At 45.7% G+C, this 13913-nt stretch carries 17 protein-coding genes; 8 read left to right on the forward strand and 9 right to left on the reverse strand.

Features of this window, described 5'->3' with window-relative positions:
- Nucleotides 1-31: 31 nt before the first annotated feature.
- Together BFP72_RS17080 and BFP72_RS17085 are read right to left on the reverse strand one after the other, a co-directional pair.
- The gene (locus BFP72_RS17080; RefSeq protein WP_099600293.1) at nucleotides 32-559 is read right to left on the reverse strand and encodes an RNA polymerase sigma factor; all 528 of its coding nucleotides are present in this window, start codon (nucleotides 557-559) and stop codon (nucleotides 32-34) included.
- A 91-nt stretch (nucleotides 560-650) separates the two neighbouring features.
- Nucleotides 651-1541, reverse strand: coding sequence for a hypothetical protein (locus BFP72_RS17085; RefSeq protein WP_099600294.1), 891 nt, complete (start codon nucleotides 1539-1541; stop codon nucleotides 651-653).
- A 146-nt stretch (nucleotides 1542-1687) separates the two neighbouring features.
- Between BFP72_RS17085 and BFP72_RS17090 the strand changes: the two genes are divergently transcribed.
- Complete coding sequence (locus BFP72_RS17090; protein ID WP_099600295.1) at nucleotides 1688-2206, forward strand: TlpA disulfide reductase family protein; 519 nt, start codon at nucleotides 1688-1690, stop codon at nucleotides 2204-2206.
- A gap of 85 nt (nucleotides 2207-2291) precedes the next feature.
- Entirely contained in the window at nucleotides 2292-3500 is a 1209-nt protein-coding gene (locus tag BFP72_RS17095; RefSeq protein WP_099600296.1) for a sugar MFS transporter, read from the forward strand.
- Between the two features lie 72 nt (nucleotides 3501-3572).
- On the opposite strand, the gene arsB is transcribed toward BFP72_RS17095, so the two are convergent.
- The 7 genes from arsB to BFP72_RS17130 form a co-directional block, all read right to left on the reverse strand.
- Nucleotides 3573-4613: an ACR3 family arsenite efflux transporter gene (gene arsB, locus BFP72_RS17100; RefSeq protein WP_099600297.1), complete on the reverse strand. Its 1041-nt coding sequence runs from the start codon at nucleotides 4611-4613 to the stop codon at nucleotides 3573-3575.
- A 1-nt stretch (nucleotide 4614) separates the two neighbouring features.
- The gene (locus BFP72_RS17105) at nucleotides 4615-5229 is read right to left on the reverse strand and encodes a protein-tyrosine-phosphatase (protein WP_099600298.1); all 615 of its coding nucleotides are present in this window, start codon (nucleotides 5227-5229) and stop codon (nucleotides 4615-4617) included.
- A gap of 9 nt (nucleotides 5230-5238) precedes the next feature.
- Nucleotides 5239-5727 (reverse strand): GNAT family N-acetyltransferase, encoded by a 489-nt coding sequence (locus tag BFP72_RS17110; protein ID WP_099600299.1) that lies wholly within the window; start codon nucleotides 5725-5727, stop codon nucleotides 5239-5241.
- Nucleotide 5728: 1 nt separating this feature from the next.
- A complete protein-coding gene (locus tag BFP72_RS17115; protein WP_099600300.1) occupies nucleotides 5729-6202 on the reverse strand; it encodes a DUF6428 family protein in 474 nt (157 codons plus the stop codon).
- Nucleotides 6203-6256: 54 nt separating this feature from the next.
- The gene (locus BFP72_RS17120; RefSeq protein ID WP_099600301.1) at nucleotides 6257-6589 is read right to left on the reverse strand and encodes a helix-turn-helix transcriptional regulator; all 333 of its coding nucleotides are present in this window, start codon (nucleotides 6587-6589) and stop codon (nucleotides 6257-6259) included.
- A gap of 68 nt (nucleotides 6590-6657) precedes the next feature.
- Nucleotides 6658-7092 carry an SRPBCC domain-containing protein gene (locus tag BFP72_RS17125; protein ID WP_099600833.1) on the reverse strand — a complete coding sequence of 145 codons (435 nt, stop codon included), beginning with the start codon at nucleotides 7090-7092 and terminating at the stop codon, nucleotides 6658-6660.
- 69 nt (nucleotides 7093-7161) lie between these two features.
- A complete protein-coding gene (locus BFP72_RS17130; protein WP_099600834.1) occupies nucleotides 7162-7731 on the reverse strand; it encodes a Crp/Fnr family transcriptional regulator in 570 nt (189 codons plus the stop codon).
- Nucleotides 7732-7853: 122 nt separating this feature from the next.
- On the opposite strand from BFP72_RS17130, the gene BFP72_RS17135 reads away from it, so the two are divergent.
- The 6 genes from BFP72_RS17135 to BFP72_RS17160 all read left to right on the forward strand — a co-directional run bounded on the left by BFP72_RS17135 (nucleotide 7854) and on the right by BFP72_RS17160 (nucleotide 13908).
- A complete protein-coding gene (locus BFP72_RS17135) occupies nucleotides 7854-9470 on the forward strand; it encodes a glycerol-3-phosphate dehydrogenase/oxidase (protein ID WP_099600302.1) in 1617 nt (538 codons plus the stop codon).
- Entirely contained in the window at nucleotides 9467-10357 is an 891-nt protein-coding gene (locus BFP72_RS17140; protein WP_099600303.1) for an ROK family protein, read from the forward strand. The genes BFP72_RS17135 and BFP72_RS17140 overlap by 4 nt, the downstream gene beginning before the upstream one ends.
- Nucleotides 10354-11160, forward strand: a complete 807-nt coding sequence (locus BFP72_RS17145) for an SDR family oxidoreductase (RefSeq protein ID WP_099600304.1) — start codon at nucleotides 10354-10356, stop codon at nucleotides 11158-11160. Before BFP72_RS17140 ends, BFP72_RS17145 begins: the two co-directional genes overlap by 4 nt.
- Nucleotides 11161-11235: 75 nt before the next feature.
- Nucleotides 11236-12003 (forward strand): exodeoxyribonuclease III, encoded by a 768-nt coding sequence (locus tag BFP72_RS17150; RefSeq protein ID WP_099600305.1) that lies wholly within the window; start codon nucleotides 11236-11238, stop codon nucleotides 12001-12003.
- Nucleotides 12004-12011: 8 nt separating this feature from the next.
- The gene (locus tag BFP72_RS17155) at nucleotides 12012-12932 is read left to right on the forward strand and encodes a glycerophosphodiester phosphodiesterase family protein (protein WP_255397246.1); all 921 of its coding nucleotides are present in this window, start codon (nucleotides 12012-12014) and stop codon (nucleotides 12930-12932) included.
- A 31-nt stretch (nucleotides 12933-12963) separates the two neighbouring features.
- A complete protein-coding gene (locus BFP72_RS17160; protein WP_099600306.1) occupies nucleotides 12964-13908 on the forward strand; it encodes a pyridoxal-phosphate dependent enzyme in 945 nt (314 codons plus the stop codon).
- The last annotated feature ends 5 nt before the right edge of the window (nucleotides 13909-13913 follow it).

The following is a 13913-nucleotide window of genomic DNA, read 5'->3' on the forward strand; positions in this document are numbered from 1 at the left end:
ATATACAACGCTTAGCTAGGTCAATACCCTACTATATTTTAAAATTATTTAATTCGTCCATCTGCTCTTTGAGTTTTTTGAGAGACGACGAAAGGTGCTTTTCTACGGTTTTGATAGATATATCTAGCGTATCTGCGATGGCCTGATTGGGTAGCTTGTCGATACGACTCATCAAGAATACCGTTCGCTGTTTGTCTGGCAAACTCGAAACAAGCTCTTCGAGCTGGCTTTGGAACTCCTCTCCACGGTAGAGGTACTCAGGGTTACTTTCGTACTGCTTCTCGCTACGGCTCTCGCGCTTTTCAAACTTCAATGCCACTTTTTGGTGAGCAGCGGCATCCAGAAACAAGCGATTGCCGACAGTGAAGAGGTAGCTCTTCGCCTTGTCAAAGGTGACCTTACTGCAGTTTTCCCAAAGCCGAAGGTAAGCCTCTTGCGCGCAATCCTTGGCCTTCTCCATACTACCAAAACGATAGTAGAGAAAATTCCGCAACGATACGGCATGCTCCCGGTGTATTTGCAAAAAGCTTTGCTCCTCACAAACAGTTTTTTCTCTCATAGCCCATGCTAGTCAATATACAAACTCCAAAGATATACAAGCTACATGTCTTCCAGTCGGTATTTGAGGGGAAAGTATCCCTCGCTCCCATCTACTGCTTCAATACCCAAGAGAGCAACTCATCAACTTCTACAATCGACCAAGCATGTGGATGCCTTTCTCCATTCGCTCGGAAGCCAGCGTTTTCAGTGGTGATCAGCTCTACATTTGCACGTTTGCTCTCCGCCATCATCCGATCAGCCAGTTGTTTGATCGAGTAAGCATTGAGATCCTCAGGCTCATTTTTCCGGTTTTCACGCCACCATTCGATGTCCGGTTCGGTATAGAACCGCACTTGTGTTTTGCGCAATGAGGCGACATTATGGATATCATTGGTTTCGGCAGTATATGGAGAGAAACGCTCGTACTGTTCGATCCCCTCCTCTGGGTCACCCAACTCCGCATTCAATAGATTCATCAACCAGCGTCCCTCTTGGACCGATGCCTCCGAAAAATTGCGTTCGACATTCTTCTCTGCCACCAAGTAAAGAGCCCGCAGATCTACAGGAGCATCTACCACAAAGACTTTTTGGGGCTGTACATCGTGGTGACTCTTGATCAAGTAATTCGACAGGAGCAAACTCACATTGCCTCCACTTGAAAACCCACCAATCACCACACGGTCTTTCTTGAGATGATTTTCCTCTACCACTTCAAGCAGCTTCTGTGCCAAGTACTCTTGGTCTTTGGGCTTCAAATAGAGATGCTGATTAAAACTCATCAACAAAACAGACACCCCAAGACTGGTTGCTTTCTCCACAATATCCAACTCCCTCTTGATCGTCTCACTACTCCCGCCATATCCAGGAAACAAGATCAACAATGCCCTCTGGTTTTCGGTCTTGAGCAACGCATAGTCTGACGCTTGGACAGTACGGTACTGACCTAACACTGCTGTCGCTATCGACAAGCTGAGAAGAACGGTCATCAACAGGTATTTCATACATTTAGGAGGTCAAAGGGTTTGCAAATCGAAAAGTAAAAACCAATTTTACTGCGTATGCAAGATAATTCATACTGTGAAGGTCAATTTCTAACTCTGGCAACTCTCGGGACTAAACCCAGTGTCTCGAACATTCTATTTATTTTATGAAGATTCTCTCCATATTCCTCGTCATTCTTACGTTTCCTTTTTTGGGTAAGGCCCAAAACAAACCCGCACCGTCCTACCTCATGGGCAGTACTATGCCAGATAGTGTGCTGACGATGGCACTGATCTCATTTGACGATCAACAAACAACTCTTGGCCAAGTACTCGCCGCACATACTGGTCAAAAAATCGTTCTCGATCTATGGGCTTCTTGGTGTCGTGACTGTATCGTCAGCCTTCCGGACCTACGACAGCTCATGCAGGATACCGAAGACCACGGTGTGCAGTACATATTTTTGTCTGTAGACAAAGAGGACAACAAATGGAAAACAGCCATCAAGAAGTACAAAATACCAGGCGAGCACTACCGAACGACCTCAGGGTGGAACACTCCTCTGTCCAACTACATCGTACTGGACTGGGTCCCACGCTACCTTGTCCTAGACGGGCAAGGCCAAATCATCCTGCCCAAAGAGGTCAAAGCCAAATCCCAAACACTGCGAAACGCTCTCCGCTAAACATATGCCCTCTTGATTCTAACCATATGTCTCCCCTAGTTTTGAAAACTTTTAGATAATATTACCAAAGACTAAATTTTCAAACATGACATCAACACTAAATCGCAACCGGCTATTTATCGCCAGTTGCTTTGCACTACTCACTACTGCCTTTGCCTTTGGCATACGAGCAGGCATCATGAATGACCTAGTAGCAGACATGAGTCTCAGTGACCAACAACTCGGCTGGATCAATTTTATGGGGATATTCGGTTTTCCTATAGCCACATTAGTTGGAGGTCCGCTCTACAACACCCTCGGGCCCAAAAGAATCGGCAATGTCGCTTTTGCTTGCCACTTCATAGGCATCACCTTTTCAATCCTTTCCAACAGCTTCTATACGTTGTTTTTCTCTACCTTCTTCATCAGTTTTGCCAACGGCATGGTCGAAGCAGCTTACAATCCGATGATCGCCTCGATGTACACGGACAACAAAGCCACAATGCTCAACCGTTTTCACGTTTGGTTTCCAGGAGGAATAGCCATCGGATCCATCCTAGCGCTGTTGATCGCCAACATAGGTGGAGGATGGCAAATCAAACTATCCATCATGTACATCCCTGCCATCATCTATTTTCTGCTATTTAGAGGACAGCAATTTCCCGAAACTAGACAAGAGTCCAGTGCATCCACAGCCGAAAATTTCAAAGCCATCCTGACTTCTCCGCTCTATTGGGTGATGCTCATCTGCATGGCACTCACAGCCACTACGGAGCTAGGTACTCAATCGTGGGTCGAGCGAATCCTCGCCAACTCAGGCGCACAGCCTCTGTTGGTGTTGGCACTCGTCACTGTACTGATGGCTGTAGGCCGCATGTTTGCCGGTCCACTGATCCATCGACTCAACATCACCGGCGTGCTGCTCGGCTCAGCGATCATATCGGCTCTAGCCATTTACTTTTTGAGTACTGCGACTGGTAGCATGGTCTACGTCGGAGCTGTCTTCTTCGCAATCGGTGTTTGTTATTTTTGGCCCAACATGATCTCATTTGTCGCCGTGCACCAACCCAAAACAGGTGCTCTCGGTATGTCTTTGATTGGTGGAGTAGGAATGCTCGGGCTCTCGATCTTCCAACCCATCATTGGAGGGTGGATCGAAGGGCATCGAGCCACCAAGGCAGCCGAAGGTTTGACAGGAGAGGCTTTGGAGCTGGCTGCTGGACAAGCCACTCTCGCCAACATCGCGATGATTCCTGTTTTGCTCTCTGTCGTATTCTTGATCCTATTCATCAGCAAAAGAAAAACGATGCACTAAGTTTATGCGCTTACAAAAAGAGCCAAGACAAACACATTGCCTTGGCTCTTTTTTATTCTTTTGACTTTCGGGTCATTTATAGTATTTGGCTTTGAGCCAAAAAGCAACTCTGACGAGCAAAATCAAAGCAGGTACCTCCACAAGAGGTCCTATGACTCCAGTAAAGGCTTGTCCAGAATTGAGCCCAAATACCGCTATCGCTACTGCAATAGCCAACTCAAAATTGTTGCCAGCCGCTGTGAAAGCAATCGCAGCGTTCTGATCGTAAGTTGCCCCCATGGCACGACTCATAAAAAAACCAATCACAAACATCAAGGCAAAGTAAATCAACAATGGAACGGCTATCGTCAGTACATCCATAGGGATCTCCACGATCAATTCCCCTTTGAGCGAAAACATCACCACGATCGTAAACAACAATGCGATGAGTGTCATAGGAGAAATTCGAGAGATAAATTTCTCTTTGTACCATGCTTCTCCTTTGGCCTTGACCAAAATCAATCGACTCAAAAAACCCAAAAGGAATGGAATCCCCAAATAAATGGCCACACTCTCTGCAATCGTTGCAATAGAGATATCCACAATCGCTCCTTCAAACCCAAAATATGGAGGAAGAACCGTGATGAATAACCAAGCATAAAAGCTATAGGCAAAGACTTGAAATATACTATTGAGTGCAACGAGACCTGCTCCATACTCGCTGCTACCTTCTGCGAGATCATTCCAAACGAGAACCATCGCGATACAACGTGCCAGGCCAATCAAAATCAATCCCACCATATACTCTGGATAATCTTGCAAAAACAAGATCGCCAACACGAACATCAGTACGGGACCAATGACCCAGTTGAGAACCAGAGAGATAGTAAGGATTTTCACATTCTGAAATACCTTGGGCAATAAGGCATAATTGACTTTGGCAAGCGGCGGATACATCATGAGGATAAGACCGATAGCGATGGGCCAGTTGGTGGACCCACTGCTCATGCCGTTGATGGCCGTTGGAATTGAAGGGGCAAAATAGCCCAAACTAACACCGACTCCCATCGCTAGGAATATCCATAGTGTCAGGTAACTATCGAGGAAACTCAGTTTTTTTCGTGCTGTGGTCATGTTATTTTTGAATTAAAGAAAACACCAAATACATCTCCGTAGCGATCTGTAAACTCCTCTCAGCGTACTTTTCTGCTTGCTGTGGAGTCCCGTCGAAAGCTTTAGGGTCTTCAAAAGTAATAGGAATACGCTTGTCGGCTCCTGCAATAAATGGGCAGCCTTGGTCTGCACTCGAACACGTCATAATTGCTGCAAAACCCGACGTAGGATTGAAATCATCGTCCCAAGTCTTAGAAAAACCGATCAGCGGCTGTGCCGTAGCGGCATACTTGATGGCATAGATAGGATTGCTCCCCTCTGCCAACGTCCGTACATCAAAGCCCTGATCACTCAGAGTCTGAGCAGCCATCGGATACATTGCCGTAGCTTCAGTCCCTCCTGAGTAGCAGTATACATTGTTGATTTCAAAATGCTCTGCCATCGCCTGTGCCCAGACCTGCGACAAGTGGCTCCTCCGTGAGTTATGTGTACAGATAAAATTGAGGCGAACCGACTCTCCTGCCTTCACTTGAGATTGAATATAGTCGACGAGGGGCTGTAGTGTTCTCTTTCGCTCTGCATCAATCGTCTGGATATCCAATCCAGCAATGACACTTTCAATAGCTTCAAAATTCATGTTAATTTGTTAAGTTCCTATGGTTTTACTTCTTCTTTCTAAAATGATATTGTCGTGCCAAACTCCATCAAGCTGACCGATCTTTTCGCGGTAGCCTATCCTACGAAAGCCGCAGCGCTCGTGCAATTGGATACTGGCAAGGTTGGCACGCATGATGCCGGCTTGTAATGTCCAGATTCCATGGTGCTCACTGCGTGTGATCAACTCACGCAATAGCAGAGTACCGACCCCTCTGCCTCTCGCCGATGTAGAGACATATACACTAACTTCCGCCACACCACTATAGACACAACGGTCCGACACAGGGGTCAGAGCTGCCCAACCGAGCATCTCTCCTGCGTCTGACAACACTATCCCGCTCCAAGACAAGTGCGCGGCATCCCATCGATCCCAATTAGGAGCCTCTTGCTCAAAAGTGGCTATGCCTGTATCGATTCCTTCTTGATAAATTTGCGCAACCTGAGGATAGTTAGACTCCGTGATCAGCTCTATCTTCATCCTAGCAGCATCCTGAGTCTGGAGTGCAACATCCCTGTGCTTCTTGTTGCTTGGTAGAAATCCTGATTTTGGGTTTTTCCGAAGGTATACCACATTGATCTTTGGCAAGGCAGTCTGTTTGTGTAGTCGTCAATACAAAATGATTGCCATCAAACTCTAGACCGTATTTGCCTATGGTATCTCCTTGGTACTCTACCTCGATCGGTAGATCTCCGAGTGCCAGGATTTTTTCAGAAAGTTCGATGATGTGTACGAGTTTTTCGGGGTGCAGACGATGATCATAGTCGTTGGCATTCCAAAGTTGAAAATTAGCAACCTCTTCCTTTCTCACTGTTCCACCACAGTCGATAAAATTTTTGGTGACCTTGCCTACCTCTGTCACATGAAAATGGCTCGGCACCAAAGAGCCATCAGGCAACTGAAAAGCAATCTGCTCCAGCCCGTTCAAATGCGCTTTTATTTCTGATATCTTCATGATACTGTTGTTTATATATTGCTATAATACGATTAATAGATTCAAATTTTTTTATCAGCAACAATCCGTTTTGACCCCAGGCCTCAATCTCAAAAAACCGGTAAGCAAATCTTCCATTTCTTGCCATTTGGCTTCATGTATACAGTAGCAAATACTGGTCCCTTCGATATTGCCTTTGATCAAATCAAGTTGCTTGAGCTCTCTCAAATGCTGTGAGATAGTCGGCTGTGCTAAGCCAATAACCTCTACCAAATCTCCACATACACATGCATTGGTCTCCATCATGTGCTGCAAGATCGCAATACGTGCTGGGTGCCCCAGTACTTTAGCCCATGTAGCCAACTTATTTTGCTCAGCTGTGAATATCTCTGATTTTGTTATCCCCATTGTTGACAATGTTTCATTGCAATATTACAATATATAAACGTTCCATCAAAACTATCCTCGCTCATTTTCTAGCTCATCGCAGACATTCGCTCTACTCTATCCTTCAAAGACTTGTTCATAGCCATAAAACCACCCCTTGTTTCGCTTTCCAGTTTTCTACGCAACAAGGGAACTAACCAGCCTCCAAACCGCTCGCCGTGCACAAAAACAGTACGACCTTCAGAATCAGGTACCAAACGAAAATAATGCTCTCCATCAAATAACCCTTTGATCCATAGCTTTCCCAACCAAGACCATGCGCTCATATGATCCAGGCACAGCACCCTAGGTTCAAAAACCATTCCAGGTAACTGAACACGAAGTTTTTCTCCTACTTCCGCCACACCAGAAATCTGTTGTACAAAAGGGTTCCACATCGGGTAGTTCTCAAAATCCATTAGTACTTCCCAGACTTCCTTTGCACTAGCGCTTATTACGATACTCGTTTCAATTTCTAAATCCATTGTTCCCATGATTGATATTTCGTTGGGCACAAAAATGAGAACTCTTCGAGTCAAGACGCTTGACATAAGTCAAGAACTCAACTTACGACGAATTCTACTCAAAGTCTCCGCAGACATACCCAACATTGACGCTAGATATTGTAACGGTATTTGATTGATCAGCTCCTTGTCTACTTCAAAAAGCCTCAGATAACGTTCTTCTGCAGACAGGGAAAGAAACGAAAACACTCGATCCTCTAAACTCACAAAACACTTGGCTATGAAGCGCCTCTCCAACGCAGGCCATTGTGGTACTACAGTAGAGATACGCTGATAATTAGACGGGGATATCGTATATAGTTCACAATCCGTCAGCGCCTGAATATTCCATCGAGAGGGCGTACCAAAAATCCAACCTGACAATTCTGCAATAAACTCGCCTTTAGAAGATATCCATTGGGTGATGTCTTCTCCTTCATAGTACTTGAAAACCCTCAAGTATCCACTACGGACAAAACTCAAACAACCACAAGGCTGACCTGTCTTTACATAAAAACTGTGCTTCTCCAGGGTTTCTTGCTCAAAAAGCGTACTCAGCGCAGCGACTTCCGAAGGAGGAACATCAAAATTCGATTCAATATATTGTTCAAGCTCTGTCATGATCATGAGCAAAATACGACATTCTGCCTAGATCCTCCACTCTATTATCTGAAGATTAAGAATCCAAAGGATAGCATGGCCTAAACAAAGAATTGATTAATTTGAGCAGAAATTAAGCATAGATGACGCAAGCTTTAGATCATAGAAAAGAGACCCTCGAAACATTGGAAAATGACTACTTCGATTTGGTCATCATCGGCGGAGGCATCACGGGAGCAGGCATCGCGTTGGATGCAGTCACTCGTGGGCTCAAGGTAGCTCTTGTCGAAAAAAATGATTTCGCCTCTGGTACCAGTAGCAAGTCAACCAAACTTATACATGGCGGACTACGCTATCTCAAACAACTCGAGTTTGGGCTAGTCCGAGAAGTAGGAAAAGAAAGAGCCATACTCCACAAACTCGCGACGCACCTCGTTAGACCCGAAAAAATGCTGCTCCCACTCACCAAAGACGGCAACTATGGCAAGATCATCGCTTCCGTAGGCCTCATGGTCTACGATGTACTTGCCGATGTAGAAAAACAAGACCAACGTAAAATGCTCTCCCCTCAAGAGACATTTGCTCTCGAGCCCCTCCTCAACCCAGCCAAGGTCGAAGGAGGTGGACTGTACTCCGAATACCAAACCGATGACTTTCGCCTAGTCATCGAACTACTCAAAGCTGCACAAAATGAAGGAGCCAAAATCCTCAACTATGCCACTTGTACAGCTTTCATCCAAAAGGCCGGTAAAATCAGTGGCATCACAATCAAAGACACACTCTCCGGCGAAGAAGTCAATATCTACAGCGACTATGTAATCAATGCTGCTGGCCCCTGGTCAGACCAATTACGCGGTTTTCAGGAATCTGTCCAAGGCAAAAAATTGCACTTGACCAAAGGAGTACACCTCGTTGTACCGTTTGAAAAGCTTCCAGTCAAGCAATCGATTTATTTTGATGTACCCGATGGACGAATGATGTTCGCCATTCCGAAAAAAGACATCACCTACATCGGCACTACAGACACCACCTATGTCGAAACACCCGACCAGGTCAAAACTGAAAAAACTGATGTAGACTATATCATTGCCTCAGTCAATCATTTTTTTCCTGAGGCACAACTCCAAGTTACTGACATAGTTTCTTCTTGGGCCGGTATTCGTCCATTGATCGAAGAAGAAGGCAAATCTGCTTCAGAGATTTCTCGAAAAGACGAAATCTTTATCTCCGAACAAGGTCTAATCACCATCGCAGGAGGCAAACTCACTGGCTATCGAAAAATGGCCAAACGAGCGGTAGAAACCCTCCTCGATATCCGTCACCACAACACCCGTCAAAAAGTCCCTAAGTGCAAAACAAAAAAATACAAACTACCTGGCAATGGCTTCAAGAACATCAAATCCATTGCCAGGTATAAGAAAAAATTGGTCCAAAGTCACCCTTATGCCTCTGCTCAAGATATCTCATACTTGGTAGATCTGTACGGCAAACAGTCAACTCAAATCCTCCAAAATGCAGATGGGTCCTCTTTGATCGAAGCAGAGCTTCGCTTTTGCATAGAAAAGGAATGGGTCTTGCACCTCACTGATTTTTTCATCTACAGGACGGGCCGCTTGTTCTTTGACATAGACAGTGTCAATGCGCACAAAGACTTTGTCGCCGAACAAATGACAAACGAGCTAGGTTGGTCCTCCGAGCAGAAGAAAAAAGAACTTGATGAATTGAACCAAAAAATAGTCGATGCGACGGTATTTGAATGATACGCTGGGGAATAGATTTAGGAGGAACAAAAATAGAAGGAGTCGTACTCGACACCCATACCAAACAAATAATCTCTAGAAAACGGATACCCACCGAAGCAAATAATGGGTACAAACATGTCTTGTCACAAATCAACCTCCTCATAGACGGATTGAAATCAGACTCTGGCTTGACACCCAAACACATCGGAATCGGCACCCCTGGTACCACCGATCCCCTCTCCGGGTTGCTCAAAAACTGCAACGCTGTACACCTCAACGGCAAACCTCTACATCAAGACCTAGAAAGTAAAATAGGTGTCTCGGTAGCCATGGCCAATGATGCCAATTGCTTTGCCTTGGCCGAAACACAAATGGGATGTGTCCCCGAGCATGCGCCAAACGCCCATGTCGTCTTCGGAGTAATCATCGGTTCAGGAGTCGGTGGAGGGCTCGTCATCAACGGCCAAATCATCAATGGAGCACATGGTATAGGTGGAGAATGGGGACACAACTACTTGGACACCAGCGGCGGCCTCTGCTACTGCGGCAAAATTGGATGTACCGAAACGATCATCGCTGGCCCACACCTCCAACGGTATTATAAGCAAATCAGTGGCCAAGAAGCCTCGCTCCCTGACATTCTATCCATGCGATCCTCTGATATCTTTGCACAACAGACCTACGAGCGATTGATACACTACTACGGCTTAGCGCTCTCGACAATCATCAACATGATAGACCCAGACGTAATCGTCATAGGTGGTGGTGTCGGCAATATCGATGCACTATATACCGAAGGCTTTGAATCCGTCAAACGATTCGTATTCAATCCAACATGTCATACACAAATTCTCAAACCCAAACTCGGTGATTCAGCTGGGGTATTCGGAGCAGCCTACTTATGAACGATTCGTTGATCATATTGATTACCGGAGCTTCCTCTGGCATAGGGCAAGCTTGCTTTGACTACCTCTTCGCACTCGGCTACCGCGTCTACGGCACCAGCCGCAAAAAAAACGAAGACAACCCCTACCTCCTACAGATGGATGTCACACACGCCAAGTCCATCACTCACGCTGTAAATCACATCATCACAAAAGAAGGACAAATTGATGTACTCATCAATAACGCCGGCATCTCAGTCCTTGGTTCGGCTGAAAACACCAAAGCCGAAGATGCTCGTCAATCTTTCGAGACCAACTTTTGGGGTGCTGTACAAGTCACTAATGCCGTACTGCCCCATATGCGAAGAGCTCGTCGTGGCAAAATCATCAATATCAGTTCACTCGCTGGGCTATTCGCCATCCCCTTCCAATCTTACTACTCGGCAAGCAAGCATGCGTTGGAGGGGTATTCGGAGAGTCTACGCATGGAACTACAACCATTCGACATCTCTGTGACACTCGTCGAGCCTGGTGACTTTCGTACATCCATCTCTCAACACCGCATTGTGTCTGCGGTCGAAGACGACACAGATTACAAAACCTCCTTCGCCCAAGCACACGAAACCATCATCAAAGGAGAGCTCCTCGGCGAGGATTCGATCAAAATCGCACGCTTGATAGAACACATCATCAACAAACGAAAACCAAAGTTGCGCTATGCTGTCGGAAAACCTTTGGATTTGCTTGCCGCTAAACTAAAACGAATTTTACCACATACAGCTTTTCAGTGGATCATCAGCAAGCACTATCGGCTCAATAAATAACATTCATTAAACATGAATTGACCGTGAGGAATAAATCACATTCATTAGATTTGGTTGTTTGAAATTGAAGTAATTATGCGCGAAAAAATAGTTTCCTGGAATGTAAACGGAATCCGAGCGGCCATCAAAAAAGGCTTCCATCAATCAATCCAATCTCTAAATGCAGACGTCATCTGCCTGCAGGAGACCAAAGCTCAGGATGATCAAATCCTAGAAGCACTCGGAGATATCCCCTATCATACCTACTCCAACAGTGCCGTCAAAAAGGGTTACAGCGGTACTTCCATCCTCACCAAAAAAGAACCCCTCAGTGTCTCTCGAGGATTGGGTATCGATATACATGATCAAGAAGGGCGTATATTGACTGTAGAATTCGAAGATTACTTTTTGACGAATGTCTATGTCCCCAACTCCAAAAACGACCTGAGTCGACTTGACTACCGCCAAGGCTGGGACGCAGACTTCATGACCTACCTCAAAAAACTCGAAGAAACCAAACCCGTCATCGTCTGCGGAGACTTCAATGTGGCACACAAAGATGTAGACCTTGCCCGTCCCAAAGCCAACTACAACAAGTCTGCAGGATTCACTCAAACGGAAATCGATGGCATGGACAATTTCGTTGCAGCAGGCTTAGTTGACTCCTTTCGCCAGCTACACCCTGATACGACAGATGCTTATACATGGTGGAGTTATCGGGCAGGAGCACGCGAACGCAATGTCGGCTGGAGAATCGATTACTTCCTACTCAGCGAATCCTTCATCGATCGACTCGATCTAGCAGAAATCCACCGCGAATACCTCGAGTCAGATCACTGCCCCATCAGTATCACACTCAAATAAACCAAGTCATGAACTTTTCACTGTACAAAAACGTACTCTTCCCTGTTGCCCTATTCCTCTGCGTCGTAGGCTGCAGTCAAAAATCAAACGAAATGCAACATGCCAACATAGATATCCAAGGACACCGCGGAGCACGAGGGCTCATGCCTGAAAACACCATCCCGGCTTTTCTCAAAGCTCTGGAACTAGGGGTGACAACATTAGAACTCGATCTAGCCGTCACCAAAGACCATCAATTGGTCATCTCACACGAGCCCTACATGAATCACGCCATAGCACTCGACTCCTTGGGCCAGGAGATCCCAAAGACCGAAGAGCTACAGCACAACATCTATAGGATGGACTATGAGCAAATCAAAAAATATGACGTGGGGTCAAAATTCAACAAGCGGTTTCCAGACCAAGAAAAATTGAAAGTCTACAAGCCGCTATTCAAAGACATGCTCGCTGCAACACAAGCCTATGCTCATGCCAACCAGCTCCCCCCGATACACTACAACATCGAAATCAAAAGCATGACGATGAGTGATGACCAGTATCATCCTAGTCCAGAGGTATATTCTGAGCTAGTCTACGATTTCATCACCCAAAACAAAATGGATTTGAAACATCTCAACATCCAATCTTTCGATTTTCGCGTATTGAAATATTATCACGAAAAACACCCCGAAATCACCCTCGCGGTATTGATCGAAAACACACTCCCTATCGAAGAAAATTTGACCGTACTGGGTTTTAACCCAGAGATCTACAGCTGCTATCACCCAATGCTCGACAGCCAAAAAGTCGCTTATCTCCACGATAACGACATGAAGGTGATCCCCTGGACGGTCAATGATCAAAAGGATATGAAAAAACTCATCCACTGGGGAGTAGATGGGATCATATCAGATTACCCAAATAGGGTATTAGAAATTTTAGAAGATTAAATTCGCACCCGAAAAAGTAAACGATAAAAACATGGACTTTCCAAGCTTGAGTGACATCAAACGAGCACACACTAGAATCAACAAGTACATCTACAACACACAAATCATGACCTCAAGTACCATCGATGAGATGGTCGGTGGGGAAGTGTTTTTCAAATGTGAGAATTTTCAAAAAATAGGCGCTTTCAAAATGCGAGGAGCAGCCAACGTGATCATGTCCTACCGTCCAGAAGAGAGGAAAAATGGATTCGCGACGCACTCGTCAGGCAACCACGCTCAAGCGGTAGCCAAAGCGGCTGCAGAAGCAGGTGTCAACGCCTACATCGTCATGCCTCACAATGCTCCACAAGTCAAAATCGATGCGGTGAAAGGCTACGGGGCACAAATAACATTCTGTGAACCTACGGAGGAAGCCAGAGCAGCTGCTTGTAAAAAAGTCATCGAAGAGACTGGAGCGATACAAGTACACCCATACCATGATGCACGCATCATTGCAGGACAGGCTACTGCCGCCAAAGAATTTATCGAAGAACAGCCAGACCTTGATTACATGATCACACCGGTAGGTGGTGGAGGCTTAGCAGCAGGCTCTGCCTTGACTCTCGGGTATGTGAGTCCTACGACCAAGATGATACTCGCCGAACCCGAAGCTGTCAACGATACTTATTTGTCATTCCAGTCAGGAAAACTCCAAGGTGTCAAAGATCCAAAATCTGTCGCAGACGGACTACTGGTGTCAGTAGGTGAGCTCAATTTTGCCATCATCAAAGAATATGTACATGACATCTACTGTGTGACCGAAGATGAAATCATACAAGCGATGCGATTGGTCTGGGAACGTATGAAAATCGTCATAGAGCCATCAAGTGCGGTAGCAGTAGCCGCACTACTCAAAAACAAGGACACTTTTGTTGGGAAGAAAACAGGAATTATCATCACAGGTGGCAATGTACAAATGAACGACTTGCCCTTTTGAAAGAG

Origin of the sequence: Reichenbachiella sp. 5M10 (genome assembly GCF_002742335.1) — a bacterium.
Classification (GTDB): Bacteria; Bacteroidota; Bacteroidia; order Cytophagales; family Cyclobacteriaceae; genus Reichenbachiella.